The organism is Candidatus Poribacteria bacterium, assembly GCA_026706025.1.
Taxonomy (GTDB): domain Bacteria; phylum Poribacteria; class WGA-4E; order WGA-4E; family WGA-3G; genus WGA-3G.
In genome coordinates, this window is the sequence record JAPOZO010000052.1 from 19,124 (window position 1) to 43,864 (window position 24,741).

Consider the following 24,741-nt stretch of genomic DNA (forward strand, 5'->3'; position numbering starts at 1 on the left):
GAAGAACCACACCAAAGATATGAACATCCACGAATACCAAGCCAAACAAATCTTAGAGTCCCATGGTGTCAATACGTTACCCGGTCAAGTTGCCGAAACGTCGGCGGAAGCGGAAACCGTTGCGCGTTCTCTCAATTGTAGTAGATACATTGTCAAGGCACAAATCCATGCGGGCGGCCGCGGGAAAGGCGGCGGCATCAAACTCGCAAACTCACCCGCAGAAGTTAAACAGCAGGCTGAAACTCTCCTCGGCATGCAACTCGTGACCCCACAGACCGGTCCCGAAGGGAAACAGGTCCGAAAAGTGCTTATCGCTACAGCCGTAGAAATAGAGAAAGAGTACTACCTCGCTATATTGCTTGATCGGGAGACCTCACAGCTCACCTTAATCGGCAGTGAGGAAGGCGGTGTCAACATTGAAGAGGTCGCAGCGCAAACCCCCGAAAAGATCATTAGAACACAAATTGACCCCGCTTTCGGGTTAACAGAATTTCAAGCGCGGGCGTTCGCATACAAACTGATTACCGATACAAGTTACCATTCGATTATTCCAAATGCCACAAAACTCATTTTATCGCTTTACAATGCCTTTACCGGATGCGACTGTTCACTCGTAGAGATTAACCCGTTGGCAATCGTAACAACAGATAATGAATTAGACATCGTTGCCCTTGATTCTAAGGTAAATCTCGACGACAATTCGCTCTGGCGACATCCCGACATAGCTGAGATGCGTGATCCACACGAGGAAGATCCGAGTGAATTGGAGGCGAGCGAATCCAGTTTGAGCTATATCCGTCTTGACGGCGACATCGGTTGTATGGTGAACGGTGCGGGATTAGCGATGGCAACGATGGACATTATTAAGCAGAATGGCGGCGAACCGGCAAATTTCCTTGATGTTGGCGGTGGCGCAACCGTGGAGGCAGTCGCGCACGCCTTCCGTCTTATCCTCGCAGATGAAAATGTGAAGGCTGTTCTCGTCAATATCTTTGGCGGTATCATGAAATGCGACACCATCGCGAACGGCATCGTTGAAGCAGCGAAACAGGTCGAACTCAACGTCCCCCTTGTAGTCAGATTGGAAGGCACAAATGTGGAACTCGGTAAACAGATTATCGCCGAGTCGGACCTGAATGTTCAACAAGCAGAAGGGCTATCTGAAGCAGCACAACTCGCGGTAACGGCAGCGAACTCTGGATAAAAATAACGCAACTGGCGACCGAACCGTTCAAATGGACAGGAAATCGGTTTCGGACGGGTAAAGCGTCTTCAGTTTTCAATTATCAGTAGGTGGTATCAACGGTTTACGTCCTTGCGAGCGCACTATCTGTTATTGACAGTTCCTGACAACTGTTAACTGATAACTTTGACCGAGAACGCGCGCACATTTTTAGATATCGGAAATCGCGTTCTCGGTCAAAACTTATAAAAAACATGGAAAAACTTGAATTAAAGGATATAGACGTTACTGGAAAACGTGTTCTCGTACGGGTGGACTTCAACGTTCCGATGCAGGAAGCGAAGATTACAGACGAGACCCGCATTACAGCCGCGCTGCCGACACTTTTATCACTCATCAACGCTGATGCCAAAATCATCTTGGTGACACATTTGGGCAGGCCGGAGGTCGGTTCGACAGCCGACAGGGAAACGCTTTCTACCGAACCGATCGCCGTGGCTTTGAGTCGAAAACTCGGCACACGCGTTGCACATGTCAACGATTGCATCGGCGAATCGGTGCAAAGTGCAGTAGACGCTTTGCGTAACGGTGAGGTCCTGCTCCTTGAGAACGTCCGATTTTACGCTGAAGAGACCGAGAATGATGCCGCATTTGCTCGGCAACTCGCTTCTGTCGCGGAAGTCTATGTCAACGATGCCTTCGGCACAGCACACCGTGCACACGCTTCAACCGAGGGGGTAACGCACTCTCTCAATCCGTGTGTCGCGGGGCTCCTGATGGCACGCGAAATCTATTATCTCAGCACGAGTCTCGAAAACCCTGCACGTCCTTATGTCGCTATTCTCGGTGGTGCGAAGATATCCGACAAAATTACGTTGATTGAAACGCTCCTTGAACAGGTGGATAAACTCCTCATCGGGGGTGGTATGGCGTACACCTTTCTGTCAGCGATGGGGCTTAGTATCGGCAACTCGCTTGTCGAAACTGAAAAACTTGACGTTGCAAAATCCTTGGTTGAAAGAGAAGATTTCTCAGACACCGTTTTATTACCAGTAGACCACGTTGTCGGACGAAATTTTGACCCGGAAACCGAATCTCAGATTATTGGCAAAAGGTCTATTCCCGAGGGATGGCAAGGGTTAGATATTGGACCTGAAACCGTATCCGCTTTTGGTGAGCAGATCGCGCTCGCAAAAACAGTGGTATGGAATGGTCCCTTAGGTGTCTATGAATTCAAGAATTTTGCACAAGGCACGATCGCGGTGGCGAAACAGATTGCCGATTCGGAATCGGTGAGCATCATCGGTGGTGGTGATTGTGTCGCAGCAATACAACAAGCTGGGGTCGCAGATCGGATGACGCATATCTCAACGGGCGGCGGTGCCTCATTAGAGTTTTTAGAAGGCAAGCCACTCCCCGGTATCGTCGCTTTAACAGATAATTAATTCAGACCACAGAGGAAAAGAGATGTTTGATAAAATCGTTCCGCGTAGTGAAGACTACGCAAAATGGTATACCCAAGTCATCCGTCAAGCAGAGATGGCAGATTACACGCCTGTGCGCGGCTGCATGGTCGTGCGTCCCTACGGTTACGCACTCTGGGAGAACGTCAAGGAACAACTGGATACCCGTTTCAAGGAGACAGGACACCAAAACGCCGCTTTTCCGCTCTTTATTCCGATGAGCTTTATTGAGAAAGAGGCGGAACACGTCGAAGGTTTCAAACCTGAACTTGCTATTGTCACCCATGGTGGCGGAAAAAAGTTGGAAGAACCGCTTGTGGTGCGTCCGACATCTGAAACCATCATCGGCTATATGTATAGCCAGTGGATCCAGTCTTACCGTGACCTACCTGTGCTTATCAATCAGTGGGCAAACGTAGTCCGTTGGGAGCCGCGTACCCGTCTTTTCCTGAGAACGACGGAATTCTACTGGCAGGAAGGGCATACCGCACACGCGACCCACGCGGAAGCAGAAGAAGAAACGCTCCGCATTCTGGATATCTACGCCGATTTCGCAGTCAACGAAGCCGCGATCCCTGTTATCCCGGGTCGCAAGAGCGAAAGCGAAAAGTTCCCCGGTGCGCTTACCTCTTATACCATCGAGGCGATGATGGGTGATAAACGCGCCCTCCAAGCCGGTACATCGCACGATCTCGGACAGAACTTCGCAAAAGCTTTTGAGATTCAATACCTTGATGCCAATCAGAAACAGCAGCACTGCTGGACAACGAGTTGGGGAGTCAGCACGCGGATGATCGGTGCGATTATCATGGCGCATGGGGACGATCAAGGGTTAGTCCTACCGCCGAGACTCGCGCCCACACAACTCGTCATTGTACCAATTGTTCCGAAAAACAGAGAGGATGATAAGCAAGCAGTCATGCAAGCCGTTGACGGTATTTGTGAGACCTTGGACGGTGTCCGTTATCACGTTGACGATAGGTTCGACTATTCACCCGGATGGCGATTTAACGAATGGGAACTCAAAGGTGTGCCGCTGCGTATTGAGATAGGTCCCCGTGACTTGAGCAACCAGCAGGTCGTTCTCGCACGTCGTGATATACCGGGCAAAGAAGGCAAAACGTTTGTTCCGATTGACAACGCTGCGGAGACAGTAACACAGATGCTCGACACAATTCAAGCAGATATGCTGAAACGAGCGACAGAGTTTCGGGATGCAAACACCTTTGAACCCGACACTTACGACACATTCAAAGAAGTCATTGAAAATGGATTCGCGCGCGCACGCTGGTGTGGTGACGCAGCATGTGAAGATCAGGTTAGCGAGGAGACGCAAGCAACTATCCGATGTATCCCAATGGAACAACCCGATGGTGATGGTGAATGTATTGTCTGCGGTCAATTTGCAGCGGAGATCGCAGTCTTTTCTCGTGCATACTAAATTAGTCATCAGTTATCAGTTTGCCTCGCAGTGAGAGTTAATATCTTGTCGTAGATAGTTTTCCTGTGGAATCCATAGCATATCTGAACGCCACAACAAACTAACTGACAACCACAAAACAATATGAGTATACTTGTTAATAAAAATACAAAAGTGATCGTTCAAGGTATTACAGGCCGTTCTGGACGCTTTCATACGGAACAGTGCGCAGCTTACGGCACCCAAATTGTTGCCGGTGCAGTCCCCGGTAGAGGCGGGTCTGATGTAAACGGCATCCCCGTATATGACACTGTGGCAGACGGAGTCGCAGCGACAGGTGCAGATACCTCACTGATTTTCGTTCCCGCGCGTTTCAACGCGGCGGATTCAGTCATGGAAGCAGCGGCGGCTGGGGTGTCGCTTATCGTCTGTATATCCGAACATATCCCGGTCCTGGATATGGTTAGGGCGAAAGCCTACTTGAAGACAGGTAATTTTGACAATCCGTTTATCATCCCGAACGGTCCCCCGAGGCTCATCGGTCCGAACTGTCCGGGTATCATTACCCCCGGCGAATGCAAAATCGGTGTGATGCCTGAGTTTGCCTACATGCCGGGCAACGTCGGCATCGTCTCTCGAAGTGGGACGTTAACTTATGAAGCTGCCTATCAACTGAAACGACTTGGCATCGGGCAGTCCACGTGTGTCGGTATCGGTGGCGACCCTGTGATTGGGACAAACTTTGTTGATGTCCTGAAACTTTTTGAGGCGGACGACGACACGCACGCCGTTGTTTTAATCGGTGAAATCGGTGGGACAGCAGAGGAAACGGCGGCAGCGTTCGTGAAAAACGAAATGACAAAACCTGTCGTAGGTTTTATCGCTGGACAGACTGCGCCACCGGGCAAACGGATGGGACACGCCGGTGCGATTATTTCCGGCGGACAAGGCACCGCTGCAGACAAGATTCAGGCACTCAAGGCTGCTGGAATTACCGTGGCAGATAGCCTCGCTACTATTGGGGAAACTGTGGCAGAAATTTTAAACTGTTAAGGTCTTAGCATCGTTCTCCTATAACGGAATATCTCTGATGCTCGGAAACTCGGTTGAAAGTTCTACGCTACAGTGCCACAGGCTAACAGCCTATGGTACGAAGAATCACAGGCTAACAGCCTATGGTACAAAAGAGGGTGTCCGATCAGAAGCCTTATCTATTTTAAAATTGCCCAAAGTTCAGTATAATAGTCAAAAACATGAAAAAAGACATCGCTTACCTTCACACCAAAAAACAGCAGCAGCAACCGATCACTGTGCTGACCTGTTACGATTACCCGACCGCTTGCTTGCAAGACGAGGCGGGAATTGACATTGTTTTCGTTGGGGATAGCGTTGGCACGAACATCCTCGGCTATAAAAGCGAGACGGAAGTGACGATGGCAGATATGCGTCATCATCTCAAAGCGGTACGTCGCGGTGTGACAGATGCCTACCTCCTTGTTGATATGCCTTACGCCGCCGACCGCGATGCCAAGCATGCTGTTGCCAATGCGAAACTTTTCTTAGCAGATGGGGCAGATGGTGTTAAATTGGAAGGCGGTATAGAAAAGGTTCCGATTGTTACCGCGTTGGCTGAACAAGGCATAGAGACTTGCACGCACATCGGTCACAACCCACAAATCCACGGTAGTAAAGCAGCGACACACGGAAAGACTTTTGCTAAAGCGAAACGGCTCATTGAAGCAGCATCAGCACTTACTGACGCGGGTGCGAAACTCATCGTGCTTGAGAAAATCACCGAAGAAGTCAGCCAAATCATCACGGAGACCGTTGATATTCCGACCATCGGCATCGGTGCCGGACGGTTCTGTGACGGGCAGGTACTTGTCATCAACGATATATTAGGTATCGGTCCACCCTTCAAACACGCCAAACGCTATCAGGATTACAATCAATTAACTTTTGAGGCAATCAGTCGGTATCGCGAGGAGGTAACGAACGGTACGTTTCCGAGTGATGCGAACACCTCCCACATTCCCCCAGACAAGCTTGAGCGAGTGCAGAAGTGGTTAAAATTAAGGTGCTAAATTGCGCGTTCATAGGTGAGATAACAATACTCATCTGCATCAACGACGTGTGTGTCTTCTAATTGCACAGGCTCTTTGAAGAACGGTGTATCTAACACCCATGTGTGGTATTCACCCTGTTCACCACATGCATCAATCGGTAGCTGCTTGAGTTCTGAAATGAGATCGGCATTCAAATACCTACCGGCGATCGTCGGTTGAAAGTGCTTTTTGTAAGCGAGGGAACAGATTATTTTAAATTTGTTGGAGATTAGCGTATCCAATATTGTATGCCGATCCGATTCCCACAACGGTTTATGGACCTCCACCAAACCTGCAGCGACTTCTTCTATCCAATTCGGCATCCCATTCACCGTAGAAATATCGCCTGTAATTAGCACCTCAATTCCGGTGTCTCTAATCGCCTCAATTTGTTGGCGGTAACTCTGTTTATAGGGTTCGGAAATCGGCACGAATTCAATTGGAATCCCGACCTTTTGCGCTTGTAGTTCCATGAGTTCCGTTGGGTGTGCATAGAATTGTCGGTTGTCCGCTGGGACAAAACAGACAAGTCTCCCTATATCGTAAAGATTTAAGGAGACTTGAAATGCGAGTGCGGAATCTTTTCCGCCTGTCCACAACACGGCTGCTTTCATCCAATTACCCGTCCAGCGGCACTACATCAGCATAGACGTAAGTCGGTGACGTATTGCTGCTTGTGTGAATTTTGTCATCTTTATCCTTGGCTGAAACGATGTCCCGTTGAACGACTTCTCCCGGTTTTGCGGCGACAGGTGAACTGAACATCGGTCCATCAACAACACATGTATGGAACTCCCCGTTTTCACCGAGCGGATCCACACCCTCTGGCAACTCTGCGAGGAGGTTCGCGTCAAACCATCGTCCTGCAAAGTCGGCGGGAACTTTGGTTGGGTTGAGCGCAGTGATAATAGCCCGCAAGCCGGAAGCGATCATCTTTTCCGCAAGCAGCGGTGTGTCCTCTCCCCATACTGGGAAAATTGGTGTGAAACCGGTGTCTTTGAGTTTATCCTCTCGGTATTCACGGATGTCTTCCAAGAAGAGGTCCCCGAATGCGAAATGCGATGCGGTCAAATGTGCGGGCAACGCTTCCACCTCAGCGAGGAACTTTCGCATCGCTTCTTCGTAAATCGCATTGGAACAAGGGTACGGGATCGGTATCTCGTATAACGGCACACCGAGTTTCTCAGACTGCTGTTTCAACACCCACGCCGGTGTAGAATGAATCGAAACTCGGTCAAATGTTTTTGTGACAGTTGTAAAAATACCGCGGACATCGTAACGTTCGGGTTTTTGGCGGAGTGTGTGTAGTGCCCACGCAGAATCTTTGCCTGAGGACCAAGAAACTAAGACAGGCACTGGTGCCATTTCGCTTGTCTGTTTAGTCATTTTATTTTACCTTTTTGTTGACTTATAGTATAGTTTGGACAATTCGTAAGATGCACAGGCTAACAGCCTATGCTACTAAAGATACACAGGAAAGCAACGGGCCCCTATGCTACTGAAGATGCACAGGAGACCAACAGCCTATGCCACAGAGGATGCACAGGCTATTGTAATTTAAAGCGCTAAGAAGTTTGCCAATAAGTCTTTCCCTGCGGTTGTCAAGATTGACTCTGGATGGAACTGGACACCCCAGATAGGTAAGGTCTTATGCCGAAGTCCCATGATCTCGTCTTGGTCTGTCCAAGCGGTAATCTCAAAGCAGTCTGGGAGCGTCTCTCTTTTCACGATAAGCGAATGGTAACGCGTCGCTTCAAACGGGTTGTCTAACCCCTCGAAAAGTTCAGCACCGTTGTGGTGTATCATAGAGGTTTTGCCGTGCATCAACCGATCCGCACGAACAACATCACCACCAAATACGTCTCCGATGCACTGATGTCCGAGACAGACCCCTAAAATCGGGACTTTTCCGGCGAAGTGTTGTATGGTATCGTTGGAGATGCCTGCCTCTTTCGGCGTACAAGGTCCGGGTGAAATGACAATTCGTTCCGGTTGCAGCGCGTCTAACGCATCCAACCCTATCTTGCGACTCCGATGTACCTCCAGTTCAGCACCGAGTTCACCCAAATACTGAACCAAGTTATAGGTAAAGGAGTCGTAGTTATCAATCATTAAAACCATTTTTTTTCTCCTATTGCACGGAAAAATCAATCCTACAACAAAAGCCCTTGCTCTGCCATCTCAATAGCACTCAGCAGTGCCCACGCCTTACTCATGGTTTCGTAATACTCAGTTTCAGGTACAGAATCTGCAACAACACCGCCGCCTGCCTGCACATAAGCGGTGCCATCTTTGATAACCGCGGTTCGGATGGTAATCGCGGTGTCTGCACTTCCAGAGAAACTGAAATAGCCGACTGTCCCACCGTAGGTTCCACGACGTGTCGGTTCGAGTTCGTCAATGATCTCCATCGCACGTATCTTCGGTGCGCCAGAAAGTGTTCCTGCGGGGAGGCATGCGCGGATCACATCAAAAGCGGTGAGATTTTCACGCAACCGTCCTACGACGTGTGAAACGATATGCATTACGTGCGAAAAGCGTTCCACTATCATCAACTCGGTTACCTCAACCGTATGATATTCACATACACGTCCAAGGTCGTTTCGCCCTAAATCGACGAGCATTACATGCTCTGCCCGCTCCTTCGGATCGGCGATAAGTGCTTCTCCCAACTCACGGTCCTCCTCGGGAGTCTTACCCCGCGGGCGCGTTCCAGCGATTGGAACGGTCTGGACAATCCCATCTTCTACACGCACCATCATCTCTGGCGATGCCCCGACAATGTCGAAACTATTAAGTTTCAGGTAATACATATATGGGGACGGATTCACCACGCGTAACGCCCGATAGATATCAAACGGGTCCACAGACACCGGACGATTGAACCGCTGTGAAGGCACAACTTGTATTATATCGCCTGCTGCGATATATTCCTTAGCACGCAGGACCGCTTCTTCATAAGCAGGCTGTGTGAAATTTGAATCCGGATCCGGGACAGTTTCCGGAGGGTTACTGAAACGATCCTCCCTATTGCGCCTCAAATGTGTGTCGGAAGCCGCTGTGAGTTTTTCGACCAATGCCCCAATTTTCGCAACGGCATCGGTATAGGCGGCATCTACATCTCCATCAATATGCGCGTTTGCGACAATCTTAATCTGATGGTTGACATGGTCAAACACAAGAATCGTTTCGGCAATCATGAAAAAACAATCTGGAAGCTGCAGCTCATCTTCGGTATTGTCGGGCAATTCCTCGACGAAACGTACCATGTCGTAACTCATATAACCGACCGCACCCCCGTGGAATTGCGGTAAGCCTTCGACATCAACAGGTTGATAGCCCTGCATCACTTCTTCAAGTGCCTTTAGTGGATCTTCGTATTCCTGCGACACTGTTTCGCCTTTTTCTAAATACTCAATCGTAACCTGATGTCCCTTGCTATGAAAAAGCATTGAAGGCTGACTTCCCAAGAAGGAGTAACGCGCAATGTTTTCACCGCCTTCAACGCTCTCCAATAAGAACGCATAATTATCCGGCATCAACTTGTAGAAAGCGGATACCGGTGTCTCCATATCAGCCAAAATCGGTCGATATACTGGGACCGTGTTTCCTAATTTCGCTTTTTCTCGGAATTCCTCCAACGTCGGATAATACATCAGTAACTCCTTTTTCAAACCTTTAGTATTACGGTTGTCAGTTATCGGTTGTCAGTTACCAGTTAATGAGGTTTCTTGTTACAAAGGGTTCATCTTGATGTCCATTAGTTGGCGTGGGGATGGTCAACGATGAAAACCGTCTTAACCAATAGTTTCCGATAACTCATAATTATAACGCAGATCAAGATTTTCGAGTGGATACCAAGGTCTGAAAACTGAGAAATATCAAAGACTAATAGACGGCATCTTCCTCGAAAACCTTTTCACCTATGACACGCGTTGATTCGCCATCGGGGGAGACTTCCCTAAAAAAGCAGGAACGATAGCCGACATGGCACGCTGCGACTTTTTGCTCAACCTTTATGAGCAGGGCATCGCCGTCGCAATCCACTGCGACAGATTCCACCGTCTGTGTATGCCCTGAAGTCTCCCCCTTGATCCACAGTTTTTGGCGGGAACGGCTCCAGAAGCAGACGCGTCCGGTTGATAGGGTTTGTTTGATTGCCTCAGCATTCATGTAACCTACCATCAGGATTTCGTTGTTTGTGCGATCTTGAATGACTGCGGCGACTAAGCCGTCACGGTCGTACTTGAGTTCTGATAGAATCTTCATACGAATTCTCCTTTTTAAAACAAAAAACCTTATGCAGCTCGGATTTGTGTGCATAAGGCTTCAACTGGACTTAGAAATGAAAAACGACGATTTTCAATATGTATTTCAGTTATCCGTTTAGGCGCACACTCCTCCGCAAGCAGTTGGAATGCCACCAATGCCAATGATTGACCATGCTATGCAAGTTGGAGTGTGAACGTACAAGTATCATTTTTCTCACTTTTCAGGAAAATATTTGATTCTAAACATTGATTTCATTAATGATACCACATCCAATCTGTGTTGTCAAATTTTTTGTTAGTTCCCTGCCGACATTCCACAAAAAATTTGCAAAAAATGCCGCAATGTGATATAATATAGACATTACATTTGAATAAATTAACGGTTCAGGTGCCGGAGAAAGCCGGAGAATAGGGAAGCGCGGTGAGAATCCGCCACGGCCCCGCCACTGTGAACGATCGCAAATATCCGCTGAAAAAACCACTGTCAATTTACTGATGGGAAGGTTCAGCGGACTTTTGTAGCGCAAGTTTTGGCTTGCAAGCTACGCCAAAAGATCGGAAGTCAGGAGACCTGCCTGGATCGTGTTTCACGCATCTGCTTTCGCGGGAAAGCGGTGGAACAGCGCACAGTAGTATCCTGTTAGATTAAATATAGAAGTCCGGATTCAGGTATGAAATTTTTGGACCCCATTGCAGGATCAGCGTATATGGAGTGTCGCCGCATCCCCTGTCTTTCCGTTGGAAGCAGGGGTTTCTTGTTTCATTACGGAGGTTTTAATGAACAGATTTTTTTTCTCTCGGCGACCTTTCTCATCCACACCGCGTTTCAAACGGCACGCATCCGTACTAATAGTCGTGCTATTCCTCACGCTCCTCATTAATCCAACCTTTGGACAAACAGAGGTTCAAGACCTTGCGGTTGTCATAAATGCCCTGACGCATCCGGATTTGGGTATTACGGCATCGCTTTCACTCATCGATTTAATGGAACCGAATGAAAGACGAGCCGTTGACAACGAAATACTCCATTTTAGCAACGAAGTGCTTCAGCGGCGGCGGGCAGTTGGTCTCGCCATCCGAGGACATCTCGCGTATATTCCGACTTTTAATTTACCCGTTACGGGTGCTCCAAGTAACGGCGATAATATCTTTATTATCAACTTGGAAGCCCGAGAAATTGTTGGCGAAATTCCGATCCAAGCAGGTGCGACTCCTCAGCAGATTGTTTTTATCAACGATCAGAAGTTGTACGTTACCTGTGCAGCGGCGCATGAGGTGCATGTCGTTGACATTCCGAATCGTAATGTAACGAAAGTTCTCACCGGTGCCTTCAATAAACCGACGGGTATCACGTTACTCAACGGCAAAGCCTACGTCTCGAATCCGGCATGGGAATGGGATCCAGAAGCAAGGAAAACCACCTATTACCAGAGCACTGTCACAGTGATTGATACGGAGACAGACATCATTCTGGAGTCAATACCGGTGCCGACAAACGCGGGCCAAATCCTTAACGACGGCGAATCGACTGTTATCGTCAAGTCGACAGGCAATTACAATGACATTACCGGGTACCTCGTTCTGATTGACGCGACCACCGATGAGATTACCGAAACAGTTAAACTCGGGTTCACACCTGGATCCGCCGCTCTTAATTCTGAAAAGCAGCTGTTTATGCAAGGCAGCTGGCAGAACCCCGGTTTGCTCATCTACGATGTCGCTGCCCAAGACTGGATTCGCGATGAAGACGATACGATTGCTAACTTCAGTAACGATGCGGATGCCCCTATCGGTGGTGGTTTGACCTTTAGCCCAGACGGCAATCTTTATATCACCAAACCCGACTGGGGAGGCGGTGGACAGGATTACGTTCGCGTCATGGATGTCATGGATGCATCTCTTTTGCAAACGTATCATGTTGGTCCCGGTGCTTCTATCCTTGCGTTCGCACAAGTTATCTCGCGCCGAGAAGACCTAAACAACGATGGGTTTATCAACGCCGAGGATTTGACAATCGCGAGCCGGTTCTTAGGAGATCAGGGACCTGGTATCATCGCCGATGTTAATGGTGACGAAGTGGTCAATATTCTTGACCTTGTGCTGATAGGGCAAGCACTTTAACTTAGCGTTCGCGGGCGCGGTTTGTTGAAGATTAAATAAATATTTCGGTAATTGTTACGGATCGCGAGCACAGCTCGCTCCTACCAAGAGGCTACTGAGGCACTACCGATTTAAATAATTAAACTTCGTGGAACCGCGCCCCGTATTCACTGTTGAAATTCCAATCTTTCACCTTAGGAACGGACAGCGGTATGACGCATTCTCTGAATCGAATGACAGCAAGAAAAAAAGCAGCCTTGTGCATGCCCTTGTTCGTTTTCCTAATCGGTTGTGCCGCAACTCCGAAAGAAGAACCGTTCTCATGGAAGGTGACGTTCTTCTCTTTGGGGGCAAAGGTGCAATTCAGTACAGAGGCACCGGTACAGCGTCTGAGTGCTTTTAATGCAAATGGCGTGAGGGTTGCACAACTCGATTTTCCGGTACCACCTCGGCAGACAGAGTCGCTCTATTTTCAATGGCGTGAGGGGGAAACCTACAGATTTGAGGCGACTTTGTCCACAGGAAGTGTTGATACTGAAAAGGTAACCGCACCACACGTATACACACAGGGAAATTTAGAGATTGCTATTCCGTATGGTGCTGCGCAACAGTCGGATCTGAAAAATGCGTCAGAAAGCGAGCAGAAAGCACTCGTTCTACACGGAAGCGAAATGACAGCCATAGTCCTCGTTAGAAACGGGAATGTACCAACGACCTTTGACCTCAAACTTTGCCTGCCTCCTACGCTAACCCTCGTGCGTCTGCCGACAGATTGGAAAAGTGAGGCAATCGATCAGGAAATCTGTCTCTTTACCACTGGCAGACTTGGTATCGCGTCGGAAGTCTGGTACCGCGAGTTAGTGCTGAGAACATCCGAGGTAGACCGAATAGAGAGTCAAGAAATTTCTGGGACTGTCCGTTTCACAGCAGATAGTGGACAGACATGGGAGCAGCAGGCGAGGGTACAGCTTCAGATGGCAACTATTCCAGAGATCGCCGAACGCCTCTCTATAGAATCAATCGAGATGCCTACGGATGCAATGGGTGCGGCAGACTCCAGACAACGCGAAGATACCATCTACTATGCACGTCCGCTATTCAGATGGCTCGGAGCACCACAGACCAATGCGTATGAACCGATAACTTACCAGACAGTGCAGCTCCGCAATGCGGGTGAAGAGACGATCCATATAGTGGTATCATCAATCAACACAGATACGCAGAGCGGTGAAACGATCCCGTTTCTCGCGCCACTGGAAACAGCGAACGGAGGATCAAATCGGAGTGTGGCGTTCGCGAGTTTACCCGGAGGCGTGGTTACAGAAATCCCGCTGCCTATCTATTTCCACCCGATATATATAAAACAAGGGCAACCGGAACATGCAATTCCTGGAGAGTACACGCGGGACATTACAGTAAAGGTTTGGGGCAGCGATGCGACGATCCTTCGCGAAAAACGTCCATTACACCTGATCGTTCCAAACCAACAGGCACTGCTTATCAGTCTACTGGCAATCATCTGCAGCAGCATTGGTTTCGCAGTCGTACTACGGTTTCATGAGCGAATTTTCGCGAGGTTCACCACAAAACAGATCATTGTTATCGCCCTATTCGGCACGACAATTTTCGTAGGTGTCATGGTGCCGTCAACACTGTTTCTCAATCTAATCCGTGCCGTCCTCGGTCCCTTTTCTGTATTGCTGACCGGTTTAATCAACGAGACGCTTTACTATGCGTTGCTCACTGCACTGTTAATTTATATTAGCGGAGTCCCGGAGAACGCAACACGGCACGACAGTAAAGGCAGCGGCGTAATCTTGCTTGTCTCGGCGGTGCGTCTACTTCTCAGTGGTGTTACGTTCGGTCTTTTCACACCGATGGCGATTGTCTACACTGGCACAAGTGTCCTTCTATTGGAAACAGGATTTCTATTCGTACGAGGACGGAATACATTAGCGTGGGCAGTCGTGCTGGGACTCTGCGATGCGATTGCCGTTTATGTCGATCTCCAACTCTCTATATTGTTTTATCGGCTTTTCTATGCCGATTGGTACATTGTCCTTCGGATTCTAATAGAGGGGTTCGCCTATACATTTATCGGTGTGCTTCTCGGCGCGAGATTGGGTAGAGGTTTATGGCGTGTAGCGGATTAATCCCACTGCTCTAATTTTGCCGACAGTTATTTCTCTTCCGCTGGCGAAGTATTAACCTCGCCCAAGAATTGCAACACAAACATAAGGAATACAACAATGAAGCGAATTCCATTTTTTATTTTTCTCTGTCTGTTTGTTATTTTACCCATTAGCATTTCAACAGCCGATATGCGTGTCACCTGGGTTCGGACAGGCGTAGTCGTTGAAACTGAACACAAAGATGGTATCTCAGACCAAATCAGCGTCGCGACGGTATTCAACGGCACAGCACAAGCGTTAACCGAAGTCCTCACAATCCAACGACTTGATACCGACCGCGTTCTACTGCAATTCACATGGCAACCGAATCAAAATTACCAATTTCGCCTGAACGATAACCTGATAACAGCGACTGCGCCGCTAAAGCCGGTGTCGTACCTCATTCGCACTGTTGAATTAGATACGCTTTTATCGCTGATGGAAAACCTTCGTCAACCTGCGAAACCGACAGCGATTGCCTTAGGACACGGGGGCGCGCCCAACACAGAGAAGTTGGCGGTTGCGACAGACAGTGGACACCTCGCTGTTCTCCATCCGATCACGGGTGAGACGCTCTGGAAAACCCGTATTTCGGAAGGGTACGTAAGACGGATGGCGTTTAGTTCTGATGGTTCTTTGCTCTACATTGGGGAACAGGCGGCAGATGGATTTATCTATTGCTACGATCTGACCGCCGCAAAACCGACACTTCGCTGGAAATATCGCACAGCTGACGACATCGAAACTTCTACGCCGAGCAATCCGGACAGTGTCTACGCGTGGGTCAACTACCCCGGTCCAGCGTGTATGCGAACGCTGGCTAATGGAGATCTTTTGGTGGCAAGCGTGCACTCCTGGACAGAAAACGATATACCCCGTAAGATGTCCCAACTCTATAGGTTTGACAGCGAAACGGGGAATGTCATTTGGAAATGGCCCGATGACAAGGCGACTTCAAAGATAATACGCTGGTTTGACGTAAGTGCCGATGGGAAGACTCTTGGGCTTGTAACAGACAGTGGACATAACCTACAAGGGAGTCCGACCGATGAAAACGGTGCCGGTAATGGAAAACTCGTTGTTCTTAACACAGCAGAAGGAACGGAAAAGTGGCACGCGGATATTGAACCGCTGCGCGAGTATTTTGCACAGGTCACGTTCTGGAGAGGTGTCAGCATATCTCCCAGTGGTAAGTTCATCAACCTGACAACCGATGACGGACGCGCCTTCATTTTCGACGTGAACAAGTCGGAACCGATATGGCAGGAGAATTTGACGACACCATTAGAGGTCAGTGGTATTCCTATTGTGGCAACTTCCGGCACGATCGGTGCAACGGACGTGGCAGCACTTTTTGTTACTGGGGACACTTACATTCCCTATCATCTTCGGAAGGGCGCACAAAAACCTTCGGCGGGACACCCCAACGGGATGACGCTGTTTGCCTATTCGTGGTCTGGCGAAAAAATCTGGCAGTGGCAACTTGAGAATATGCCGCAAGGCTTGCGCATTGATGCGAAAGACCGTTATGCTGTGTTATCTGTTTCCAAGCGTACACAAGATCCGAACGAGAGCCTTCACGGTGTGTCAGTGTTCGATTTGACAGCAGACGGCAGCGGCTTATCGAAATATCTGTACACCTATCGTACAGAGGGACAACTGCCTTATGATACGCTTGCGATGAGTGCAGATGGCAGGCTCATTGTTATCGTTGAAGTGCCGATGGCAATGCCAGATGAGACGGTGCGCGGAAAAAATCGGGTGCATGTGTTGTATTGATTGCCCAAGAACAACCGAATCAAAGATGACACCTTGACAAACCCAAAGTCCGTCTGTATACTTATTATAGACTTTTCGATTTTAACAAATTAGGTGGGTATCCTGATGTCGAATTTCACAGACGAAGAACTACTGCAAATCATTAAAACTGGGGAATCTGATGCTGTCGAATTTAAGGAGTCTTTGTCTGGCAGTGCCCGAGAAAGAATTAGAGAGGCGATCTGCGCCTTTGCTAATGATCTACCAGACCATAGAAAACCGGGCCTTATTCTTATAGGTGTGAAAGACGACGTAACTCTCGGAACCACACCAATTACGGATGAATTGTTGCGTCAGTTAGCCGATATGAAAACAGACGGAAACATTGTGCCTCCACCGTCCTTGACGGTAGAAAAGCGGAGGCTACAAGGTAAGGAAGTAGCAGTTGTTAAAGTGGAACCGAGCGACTCACCGCCCGTCCGATGCAAAGGGGCGATTCATATCCGAACAGGGCCGCGTCGAGATACCGCCACAGCACAAGATGAGCGGATACTCAATGAAAAACGGCGATATTTAGAGCGTCCGTTTGACCTCTATCCTGTCCTGTCAAGTCAGATTTCCGACCTCAACTTGGCTTTGTTTAGTTATGAATACCTACCGAAAGCGTTTTCTGCGGAAATATTGGATACCAATGATCGGAGTTTGAATGAACAGCTCGCAGCCACAAAGATGATCGCCGCTGCAGATGACCCGACAGCAACTGTACTCGGCATCCTCACGCTTGGAAAGAACCCACAGGATTTCCTACCTGGGGCTTACGTGCAATTCCTCAGAGTTGATGGGAACGAACTCACGGATGATATTGTTGACAGTCTTGCAGTACGCGGGGCGATTTCTGACCAGATCCGCCGTTTAGACGATAAACTGATAGCACATAACCGCATTGCAGTTGATATTATATCCGGTCCCATTGAAAAACGGACAGCACTTTATCCAATAGAAGCGGTGCAACAGATCACCCGAAATGCTATTATGCACCGGACTTACGAAGGCACGAATGCCCCGGTTCATGTGTATTGGTACAACGACCGGATCGAGATTTTAAGCCCCGGCGGTGTATTTGGTAGTATAACGGCTGAAAATTTTGGGAAACCCGGGTTTGTTGACTATCGAAACCCTAATTTGGCGGAAGCGATGCGGACTTTTGAACTCGTGCAACGTTTTGGTGTGGGCATACGAATAGCGAGAAGGTTACTGGCAGAAGCGGGGCATCCAGAACCGAAATTTGAAATTAATAGCACACACGCCTCGGCGATAATACACGCAAAGTAATGGACAAATGCCGTCGGTTTTCCAGCAGCGTAAAGGGAACAACAAATCTATTGTTCCCTTGTCGCAACTTTATAGCAGACACAAAAGGCGTTGAAAAGAGCGAATTTACTTTGAGATAGTCGAGATAGTCTGTTGAGCGACGGCGTTTTGCGTTGATACAATCACGCTTTGCAACGCCTGAAAGTAATTCATCTCAGCCATCTTGATGGTATGTTTATCCTCGGTTGCGCGTGCGCGTTTGAGTGCTTCCCAGTTCAACGCGAGCATCCGATTGGTTTTCTCTAAGACTCTCCAATTCGCGTTTGAAATCATTGTATCCTCCGGAAATGGGTTCACGCTATCGGCGGCATATCGTTCCGCTCAAACAGCGCATTCAACGCTTGGCTCAGCAGCGCTTGAATACTCGTCTCCTTCTCCAATGCGAGCATTTTCAACTGCCGATGCACATCTTTATCGAAATGTCCCGAAATCATCTTTTTCCCTTGACGAGATGGCGGCACCATTGCTGTCGGTTTCGGTGTCATTTGCACATCAACCGCCTCTTGCTGAATTTGCTCGGTACCGCTAAATGTTTCTGCGAGTGTGGGTTTATTTGGCATTAGACCTCCTCGCTTTACGCCTACTTGATAGAATTACCAGAATCTTCATTTAGACCTCCGCACATGTAGACATGTAGACATGTAGACATGTGTGAGAGTATAAACGTTGGGTTTGCAGATCGGTTACAGATTCAGATGCAGAAAGTCTGGCTTCTTTTTTACTGACTATTACGCCGAAATATAGTATACTTATTTTACAATTTCTGATGCTGGTCAAAACAAGAAGATATGCCTCACACTGATTCTGGATGATGCCGTTGAAAGCCAAACCGATGCAACTTCAGTTCTACACCAAACCTGACTGTCCGCTTTGTGACGAGGCAAAAGCAGTTCTCCAGAACATCAGTGCGAAGGCATCATTTATTACGGTGGAAGAAATCGACATTACGAAAGATCTAAGACTCTTCACGAAATATAAATATCGGATTCCTGTGCTTGAGTTGGATGGGCAGCCGCTTTTTACGCATCACGTTACGCATTGGAAGTTGATGTGGCAGCTACGATGGCACCGGGCTCGGAGACATTTCATTGGTAGGAGGGATTTGTAATCCCGAAACGGGTTAGAACCTGAGGAGATCACCATGGCATTTCCATCTCATGGCACAACGCATCGCTCGACAGTAACGGGTACACGCGGAATGGCGACAAGCGCGCATCCGCTCGCAAGTCTCGCTGGCGCGCGGATGTTACTTGCTGGGGGTAATGCGTTTGATGCGGCAGTCGCCGTCGCTTCAACGCTTAACGTTGTTGAACCCTATATGTCGGGTATTGCTGGCAATGGGTATATGCTGATCTATAGTGCGAAGGAAAAACGGCACCGCGTGTTAGATTATCTGGGCACTGCGCCTTACGCAGCGACACTGGATGTCTATCCGACACTCGAAAGTCAGCAGATTGGCATTCGTGCAGGTATGGTGCCCGGTGGCTGTGGCGGATGGTTGGCATTGCTGGAACATTACGGAAGTATGGATCACGCAGATGTCTTCGCGCCGGCAATTGAATTAGCAGAAAATGGGTACGCCGTCACCGTCAAGAATGCGGAATTCATGGCAGGTGCGTATCACTATTTTTCGGAAAGGGCTGCAGAAGTTATTGCCTCGCGTGGGAGAACCCCACATCCGGGCGAAGTTTTGGTGCAGAAAGATCTCGCGCAAACGTTTCGCACGGTTGCAGAAGGCGGCGCAGAAGCGTTCTACCGTGGCGATATTGCTAAAGAGATTGTCCGTTTTTCCGAAGAAACTGATGGACTGATTACTGAAAAGGATTTGGCTGATTTTGAGGTGGAGTGGCAGGAGCCTCTCTCTGTTACCTACAAAGATTACGAAGTCTACTGCCCACCGCCGCCGTGTTCCGGCTTTCAGTACTTGGAGACGCTGAATATTTTAGAGAACGATGGACTTGGTGAACTCGGACACAATACGCCAGAATACCTGCATCTACTGATTGAAGCGATTAAGTTAGCGAGTGCGGATAGAGCCGAGTATGCACCGCGCCCGAATCCGCCGATCGAACGGTTGCTATCTAAGGACTATGCCCAGGCACAGCGCGAACGCATTGGTGAACAAGCAGCAGTTAGCGGTGGCGAACGCTGGTCAAAGGATAAACTCCCCGGTGAAATCGTCGCTGACGATTGGACAACCGAATGCACAACCCATTTCGACACCGCTGATGCAGAGGGCAATATCGTCGCTGTGACACAGAGTCTCGGACAACCCTTCGGCTCAGGCGTGATTCTCGGTTCAACGGGGATGTTCCTCAACAATTTCATGAACTGGTTTGACAGAATCCCAGAGAGTCCGAACGCTGTTGGACCGCATAAACGGATAGAGATGTGTATGTCGCCGTGCCAAGTTTGGAAAGGCGGGAACCCGTTCGCGGCAATCGGTACCCCCGGAAGCCATGGCATCCTACAGACAACCTTGCAGATGGTGTTGAATCTAATTGAACACGGGATGAACGTTCAGGCGGCGATTGAGGCACCACGCATTCGGTTGGTAAACCCCGGTACGCATGTGAGTATGGAGGGACGCATCCCTGCTGCCGTTCGTGCAGCGTTAGAAGCACGCGGACATGAGGTAGAGGTGTTACCCGATTGGACAGCAACTGTCGGCGGAGGGCACGGTATTGCCTTTGATCCCGAAGAAGGAAGTTTTATGGGTGGTGCTGATCCGCGGCGCGATGGGTATGCAATAGGTGTGTAACCTATAGTCGTCCTTCTTTTATTTTAAAAGTATCAATTGCTATGGATGTCTACTATGGATGTCCCTAAAGGTGAGGGTTTAAGTGATTCATCCGAAACACATTGTTTCTGTCTCTGGGTTGATAAGTCATCCTAATAGTAAAATTTTGCTTATACGGGGTCCGCGGCGTGGGTGGGAGTTTCCGGGTGGTCAAGTAGAAGAAGGTGAAAACCTTATCGAAGCGTTGCGACGTGAAATTCAAGAAGAGGCTGGGGTCAACACATCAATCGGGTCGCTGGTTGGTATTTACTCAAATGTCAAGTCCCCTACCATATTGAATCTTGGTTTCTTGGGAGATTATATATGTGGTGAATTAGAGACGAGCGATGAGAGTATAGAAACTGAGTGGGTTGCACGTGGTTCAGCTTTGCAGCGTGTATCACATCCAGTTATTTATGACAGAATGAAAGATATGCTCGATTTTTCGGGACGTGTCATTTATCGGGTTTACACCACCGAACCGTATCAAATTTGTGAGCAATGTTTTCTATAAGATCAAGACAATTTGACTACTAAGTTGCCACTTATTTATTCTCACTGCGAAGTAATAGCACTCCGCTGGAGTGCAAGCTTGAATACCCCATTTTCTATAGACATACCACCCCTCTGGGGTGAAGAAACGTACCGGAAAAGATTCTTCAAACGCATAGAATTTGTTAGTAGCAAGTTGGATTGAGAAGTACTTGAATTCATTAATCATACAGTTCTCAAATTTCGTATTTATCATAAAATTTTGAGGAGGAAACATGAAAAGTTTAAGTGTTTTGAGCAAATACCTTTTCTTGGCATTCGGACTATTTTTAATTTGTGGTTGTGGCACGATTCAGGACGTAATTCTTGCTGAACCGTCAAGTGAAACAGATATTGCCCTGCTTCGTGTAACGATGATATATCCAAGCGATTGCGTTGGCTCCGCGGCTTACTGTGATGCTTTCCATATCGGTGTAAGGACAGCAGAGGAAGCACTTGGAATTACGCTAACCGAAGTTAACGGTAATGAAAACGATCCTGTAGCCACAGAGCTGCTCCTAAGAGATGCAGCGCAAAATTCAGAACTTGTCTTGACTGCGGGTTATCAGATGGGAGACGTGCTTGCTCGTGTCGCACCGGAATTTCCTGATGTCAATTTTGCGATCTTTGATGTTGTGCTTGATATTCCAAACGTGGCTTCAGTGAACTATAAATCCAATGAAGGGTCATTTCTGGTCGGGGCGATTGCGGCTTTAAAATCGGAAAGTAACAAGATCGGCTACATCGGAGGGGCAGATGTCCCGCTGTTACAAGAATTTGAAGCAGGTTACGTTGCCGGGATTCACGCGGTCAATCCAGAGGCAGAAGTCACTGTAGAATACATTAGCAAAGATGCGACAGGTTTCGGTCAACCGGAAAAAGCGAAGGAACTGGCTTTAGCACAATATGCAAACGGGATAGATGTGATTTACGTCGCTGCTGGCGGATCCGGTCAAGGGGTGCTTGAAGCAGCACAAGCAGCACAAAAGTTTATCATCTGGGTTGACGCCAATGGTAACCATCTTGCACCAGGCATTGTCTTGACGAGTATGACCAAAGAGATTCCGGCTTCTGTGGAGCGCATCATCAGAGAAACCGCTGAGGGGAATTTTATGGCAGGTATCCGATACTTTGGTATTGCAGACGGCGGGGTCAGTTATGCCGTTGATGAACACAACCAACCGCTGCTTTCGGATGACATCGTAGCGACAGTTGAATCACTGAAGGCGAAAATCATTGCTGGCGAGATTGTCGTTCCGGACACTGTTTCTCTCCCGCGCGAGTAATGTTGGCGATAGTTACACCGTGGAACAGATGACTTCCTTTGTTCTTAAATCCTCTAAAGATAACGCAAGCTACTGGTTTATCCTTACTGCGAAGCAATAACACTCCTAATGAAGATTAAAAATTTAATCGGGTAATTTTCAGTTTTCTTGTCGGACCCGGTGCGGTTAGGAAACCGCACCTACCGGGCCTGGAGTAAATTACCCAATTTATTTGTTAAACCTCATACGGAGTGTGGTTGTTTAAATACGCCGTTTCTATTCTCACTGCGAAGCAATAGCACCCCTACGGGGTGAGGAAAGTGTGTGAAAAATCTCCTTGAACCTTCAAAACTTGTTAGTAGCAACTTGGGTTAAAGATAGAAAAGGAAGAAAATGAAACGGTTGCGTTTCTTAACTGCTATTCATCTGTTCGCGTGTATTTCCGTTCTGTTAAGTGGGTGTACGCAAGACAGGGATTATACACAATGGGGGTTACCTGAAGGTGCTAAATTGCGCATTGGTAGGGGTAGGGTGAAGGATATAAAGTTCTCACCTGATGGTCAGCGGTTTGCAGTGGCGACTTCAGTCGGAATTTGGCTCTATGATACAGAGACTTATGCGCCACATAACCTAATTGCAGCAAATAAGGGTGGCATCACTGCGATCGCCTTTTCTGCCGACTCACGTAGACTTGCTGGTGGGAGGGGGAACTGTAGGCTATCTGTGTGGGATGCACGTTCTGGGAATCTACTGAAAACTTTTGGTGAAGTTGTAGGGGGCCCAGTGGAGGTGGTTTCCGTAGCATTTTCTCCAGACGGTCGTAGACTCATGAGTTTTGCGCGTTATGAAGACACCCTTCGGGTATGGGATGTGCGGACTGGCAATTTGTTGAAAACGTTTAGGGATCGCGCAGTCCCAGCCAATTCCGCAGCGTTTTCTCCAGATGGACAAATCCTCGCGCTTGGTGCTGGGAATTCGAGGTTCGGCTTAATTAATTTGTGGGATGCTGAAACTGGTGAGCAAGAGGTTTTGGGCCCCACCTCTCAAGTTGTTTCCATGGTGTTTTCTCCGGATAGTCGGACACTCGCAGCTGTTGCAGGTTTCGATGATACGGAACTGTACATATGGGATGCACACACCGAAAAACGACTTCATAAACTTATAGGACACACGGGTTCAATTTACACCTTAGCCTTTTCTTCAAAGGGTCGTGTGGTAGCTGGAGGGCAGAAAGGTGATACGACGTTGCGGATGTGGGATACGCGCACCGGAGATTTACTGAAAACCTTCAAAGGACATACAGACACGGTTCGCACGCTTGCTTTTTCTGCAAACGGCGACACCCTTGCCAGTGCAAGTTCTGACAGCACACTGCGGTTGTGGAGTCCAGAAACCGGTCAGGAAAAGAAAGTCCTCATGGAGCATATAGACTGGGGTAGAGATGCAGCGTTTTCGCCAGACGGGGAGTGGATTGCAAGTGTAAGTGGGGATGATAAAATTCATTTGTGGGATAGAAAGACAGGAGGCTTGCTGCGTACGCTCACCGGGCACACAGGGGCAGTTACTGCCGTGGACGTTTCTTCGGATGGACGGTACCTTGCGAGCATCGCGCGTTTTCCTGACAACACGCTCCGTTTCTGGAATCCTGAAACCGGTGAACTGTTGAAAACTATTTCAGACCATAAAGGCGTTAATGCATGCGCCTTTTCTCCAGATAGTCAAACGCTTGCGAGTGCGGGTAGAGACGCGACCGTTCAACTGTGGGATGCAGAGACAGGCAGCTTGTTAAAGACTTTCACAGGCAACGGCAGAGAATTCAAAACGGTGGTGTTTTCTCCAGATGGGCAGCTCCTTGCGAGCGGCGGATGGCTATCAGCAATTCATTTATGGAATGTTGAGACAGGTCGTTTGCTAAAAACCCTTGGAGAAAAATACGGTGTTGAGACCCTCGCGTTCTCTCCAGGGGGTCGGTTCCTGGCAAGTGGTGGTGGCTTTAAGGATCCTACGATCCGTTTGTGGTATGTTCCTACGGGTGAGAAAAGGTTAACGCTGACAGGACATAAGAAAAACCCAACGACTGCCCACACCAGCGATATCTATTCCGTAGCCTTTTCTCCGGATGGAACGTTGCTCGCGAGCAGCGGAATAGATGGTATCCGTTTGTGGAATCCAACCACAGGCCGCGCATTGGTTACCTTAACAGCGAATAGAAGTTCTGTTTCAGTAGTCGCATTTTCTTCAGATAGTAGAACGCTTGCGAGTGGTGAATCCGGCGGGATTTTTCTCTGGGATGTCGACACAGTCTTGTGGCGATACAAATAAGT

Annotated in this window: 21 protein-coding genes and 1 riboswitch; of the genes, 14 read left to right on the forward strand and 7 right to left on the reverse strand. The window is 48.5% G+C overall.

Features of this window, described 5'->3' with window-relative positions; genetic code table 11:
- The first annotated feature begins 19 nt into the window (after positions 1 to 19).
- The 5 genes from sucC to panB all read left to right on the forward strand — a co-directional run bounded on the left by sucC (position 20) and on the right by panB (position 6,150).
- Entirely contained in the window at positions 20 to 1,204 is a 1,185-nt protein-coding gene (gene sucC, locus OXH00_11030) for an ADP-forming succinate--CoA ligase subunit beta (protein MCY3741544.1), read from the forward strand.
- A gap of 233 nt (positions 1,205 to 1,437) precedes the next feature.
- Complete coding sequence (locus OXH00_11035) at positions 1,438 to 2,628, forward strand: phosphoglycerate kinase (protein ID MCY3741545.1); 1,191 nt, start codon at positions 1,438 to 1,440, stop codon at positions 2,626 to 2,628.
- Positions 2,629 to 2,650: 22 nt separating this feature from the next.
- A complete protein-coding gene (gene proS / locus OXH00_11040) occupies positions 2,651 to 4,087 on the forward strand; it encodes a proline--tRNA ligase (GenBank protein ID MCY3741546.1) in 1,437 nt (478 codons plus the stop codon).
- A gap of 123 nt (positions 4,088 to 4,210) precedes the next feature.
- Positions 4,211 to 5,119: a succinate--CoA ligase subunit alpha gene (sucD, locus tag OXH00_11045; GenBank protein ID MCY3741547.1), complete on the forward strand. Its 909-nt coding sequence runs from the start codon at positions 4,211 to 4,213 to the stop codon at positions 5,117 to 5,119.
- A 200-nt stretch (positions 5,120 to 5,319) separates the two neighbouring features.
- On the forward strand, positions 5,320 to 6,150 hold the full coding sequence (panB, locus tag OXH00_11050) for a 3-methyl-2-oxobutanoate hydroxymethyltransferase (protein MCY3741548.1): 831 nt from the start codon (positions 5,320 to 5,322) through the stop codon (positions 6,148 to 6,150).
- Here panB and OXH00_11055 read toward each other — a convergent pair.
- The 5 genes from OXH00_11055 to hisI all read right to left on the reverse strand — a co-directional run bounded on the left by OXH00_11055 (position 6,147) and on the right by hisI (position 10,440).
- On the reverse strand, positions 6,147 to 6,785 hold the full coding sequence (locus tag OXH00_11055) for a hypothetical protein (GenBank protein MCY3741549.1): 639 nt from the start codon (positions 6,783 to 6,785) through the stop codon (positions 6,147 to 6,149). The genes panB and OXH00_11055 overlap by 4 nt on opposite strands.
- Positions 6,786 to 6,789: 4 nt before the next feature.
- Complete coding sequence (locus tag OXH00_11060) at positions 6,790 to 7,557, reverse strand: adenine nucleotide alpha hydrolase (protein MCY3741550.1); 768 nt, start codon at positions 7,555 to 7,557, stop codon at positions 6,790 to 6,792.
- A gap of 171 nt (positions 7,558 to 7,728) precedes the next feature.
- Positions 7,729 to 8,292 carry an aminodeoxychorismate/anthranilate synthase component II gene (locus OXH00_11065; GenBank protein ID MCY3741551.1) on the reverse strand — a complete coding sequence of 188 codons (564 nt, stop codon included), beginning with the start codon at positions 8,290 to 8,292 and terminating at the stop codon, positions 7,729 to 7,731.
- A 32-nt stretch (positions 8,293 to 8,324) separates the two neighbouring features.
- Positions 8,325 to 9,827 (reverse strand): anthranilate synthase component I, encoded by a 1,503-nt coding sequence (gene trpE / locus OXH00_11070; GenBank protein ID MCY3741552.1) that lies wholly within the window; start codon positions 9,825 to 9,827, stop codon positions 8,325 to 8,327.
- Between the two features lie 232 nt (positions 9,828 to 10,059).
- A complete protein-coding gene (gene hisI / locus OXH00_11075; protein ID MCY3741553.1) occupies positions 10,060 to 10,440 on the reverse strand; it encodes a phosphoribosyl-AMP cyclohydrolase in 381 nt (126 codons plus the stop codon).
- Between the two features lie 371 nt (positions 10,441 to 10,811).
- Positions 10,812 to 11,036, forward strand: a riboswitch (cobalamin riboswitch).
- 183 nt (positions 11,037 to 11,219) lie between these two features.
- Here hisI and OXH00_11080 point away from each other — a divergent pair.
- The 4 genes from OXH00_11080 (at position 11,220) to OXH00_11095 (ending at position 17,803) form a co-directional block, all read left to right on the forward strand.
- On the forward strand, positions 11,220 to 12,563 hold the full coding sequence (locus tag OXH00_11080) for a dockerin type I domain-containing protein (GenBank protein ID MCY3741554.1): 1,344 nt from the start codon (positions 11,220 to 11,222) through the stop codon (positions 12,561 to 12,563).
- Positions 12,564 to 12,805: 242 nt separating this feature from the next.
- Entirely contained in the window at positions 12,806 to 14,695 is a 1,890-nt protein-coding gene (locus OXH00_11085; protein ID MCY3741555.1) for a hypothetical protein, read from the forward strand.
- A 96-nt stretch (positions 14,696 to 14,791) separates the two neighbouring features.
- On the forward strand, positions 14,792 to 16,492 hold the full coding sequence (locus tag OXH00_11090) for a PQQ-binding-like beta-propeller repeat protein (protein MCY3741556.1): 1,701 nt from the start codon (positions 14,792 to 14,794) through the stop codon (positions 16,490 to 16,492).
- 105 nt (positions 16,493 to 16,597) lie between these two features.
- Entirely contained in the window at positions 16,598 to 17,803 is a 1,206-nt protein-coding gene (locus tag OXH00_11095; GenBank protein MCY3741557.1) for a putative DNA binding domain-containing protein, read from the forward strand.
- Between the two features lie 105 nt (positions 17,804 to 17,908).
- On the opposite strand, the gene OXH00_11100 is transcribed toward OXH00_11095, so the two are convergent.
- Both OXH00_11100 and OXH00_11105 read right to left on the reverse strand, forming a co-directional pair.
- Positions 17,909 to 18,115 (reverse strand): hypothetical protein, encoded by a 207-nt coding sequence (locus OXH00_11100; protein MCY3741558.1) that lies wholly within the window; start codon positions 18,113 to 18,115, stop codon positions 17,909 to 17,911.
- A gap of 20 nt (positions 18,116 to 18,135) precedes the next feature.
- Positions 18,136 to 18,402 carry a hypothetical protein gene (locus OXH00_11105; GenBank protein MCY3741559.1) on the reverse strand — a complete coding sequence of 89 codons (267 nt, stop codon included), beginning with the start codon at positions 18,400 to 18,402 and terminating at the stop codon, positions 18,136 to 18,138.
- Positions 18,403 to 18,659: 257 nt separating this feature from the next.
- On the opposite strand from OXH00_11105, the gene OXH00_11110 reads away from it, so the two are divergent.
- From OXH00_11110 to OXH00_11130, 5 genes are all read left to right on the forward strand, one after another.
- Positions 18,660 to 18,950: a glutaredoxin family protein gene (locus tag OXH00_11110; GenBank protein MCY3741560.1), complete on the forward strand. Its 291-nt coding sequence runs from the start codon at positions 18,660 to 18,662 to the stop codon at positions 18,948 to 18,950.
- Between the two features lie 33 nt (positions 18,951 to 18,983).
- A complete protein-coding gene (gene ggt, locus OXH00_11115; protein MCY3741561.1) occupies positions 18,984 to 20,603 on the forward strand; it encodes a gamma-glutamyltransferase in 1,620 nt (539 codons plus the stop codon).
- An 82-nt stretch (positions 20,604 to 20,685) separates the two neighbouring features.
- Positions 20,686 to 21,135: an NUDIX hydrolase gene (locus OXH00_11120; GenBank protein MCY3741562.1), complete on the forward strand. Its 450-nt coding sequence runs from the start codon at positions 20,686 to 20,688 to the stop codon at positions 21,133 to 21,135.
- 253 nt (positions 21,136 to 21,388) lie between these two features.
- Complete coding sequence (locus tag OXH00_11125; GenBank protein ID MCY3741563.1) at positions 21,389 to 22,438, forward strand: BMP family ABC transporter substrate-binding protein; 1,050 nt, start codon at positions 21,389 to 21,391, stop codon at positions 22,436 to 22,438.
- 372 nt (positions 22,439 to 22,810) lie between these two features.
- A complete protein-coding gene (locus OXH00_11130; GenBank protein MCY3741564.1) occupies positions 22,811 to 24,739 on the forward strand; it encodes a WD40 repeat domain-containing protein in 1,929 nt (642 codons plus the stop codon).
- Positions 24,740 to 24,741 lie beyond the last annotated feature (2 nt).

Bases quoted from the DNA above. Each gene is read 5' to 3' on its own strand.
- sucC (MCY3741544.1), top strand. From the start codon at position 20: ATGAACATCCACGAATACCAAGCCAAACAAATCTTAGAGTCCCATGGT.
- OXH00_11035 (MCY3741545.1), top strand. From the start codon at position 1,438: ATGGAAAAACTTGAATTAAAGGATATAGACGTTACTGGAAAACGTGTT.
- proS (MCY3741546.1), top strand. From the start codon at position 2,651: ATGTTTGATAAAATCGTTCCGCGTAGTGAAGACTACGCAAAATGGTAT.
- sucD (MCY3741547.1), top strand. From the start codon at position 4,211: ATGAGTATACTTGTTAATAAAAATACAAAAGTGATCGTTCAAGGTATT.
- panB (MCY3741548.1), top strand. From the start codon at position 5,320: ATGAAAAAAGACATCGCTTACCTTCACACCAAAAAACAGCAGCAGCAA.
- OXH00_11055 (MCY3741549.1), bottom strand. From the start codon at position 6,785: ATGAAAGCAGCCGTGTTGTGGACAGGCGGAAAAGATTCCGCACTCGCA.
- OXH00_11060 (MCY3741550.1), bottom strand. From the start codon at position 7,557: ATGACTAAACAGACAAGCGAAATGGCACCAGTGCCTGTCTTAGTTTCT.
- OXH00_11065 (MCY3741551.1), bottom strand. From the start codon at position 8,292: ATGGTTTTAATGATTGATAACTACGACTCCTTTACCTATAACTTGGTT.
- trpE (MCY3741552.1), bottom strand. From the start codon at position 9,827: ATGTATTATCCGACGTTGGAGGAATTCCGAGAAAAAGCGAAATTAGGA.
- hisI (MCY3741553.1), bottom strand. From the start codon at position 10,440: ATGAAGATTCTATCAGAACTCAAGTACGACCGTGACGGCTTAGTCGCC.
- OXH00_11080 (MCY3741554.1), top strand. From the start codon at position 11,220: ATGAACAGATTTTTTTTCTCTCGGCGACCTTTCTCATCCACACCGCGT.
- OXH00_11085 (MCY3741555.1), top strand. From the start codon at position 12,806: ATGCCCTTGTTCGTTTTCCTAATCGGTTGTGCCGCAACTCCGAAAGAA.
- OXH00_11090 (MCY3741556.1), top strand. From the start codon at position 14,792: ATGAAGCGAATTCCATTTTTTATTTTTCTCTGTCTGTTTGTTATTTTA.
- OXH00_11095 (MCY3741557.1), top strand. From the start codon at position 16,598: ATGTCGAATTTCACAGACGAAGAACTACTGCAAATCATTAAAACTGGG.
- OXH00_11100 (MCY3741558.1), bottom strand. From the start codon at position 18,115: ATGATTTCAAACGCGAATTGGAGAGTCTTAGAGAAAACCAATCGGATG.
- OXH00_11105 (MCY3741559.1), bottom strand. From the start codon at position 18,402: ATGCCAAATAAACCCACACTCGCAGAAACATTTAGCGGTACCGAGCAA.
- ggt (MCY3741561.1), top strand. From the start codon at position 18,984: ATGGCATTTCCATCTCATGGCACAACGCATCGCTCGACAGTAACGGGT.
- OXH00_11125 (MCY3741563.1), top strand. From the start codon at position 21,389: ATGAAAAGTTTAAGTGTTTTGAGCAAATACCTTTTCTTGGCATTCGGA.
- OXH00_11130 (MCY3741564.1), top strand. From the start codon at position 22,811: ATGAAACGGTTGCGTTTCTTAACTGCTATTCATCTGTTCGCGTGTATT.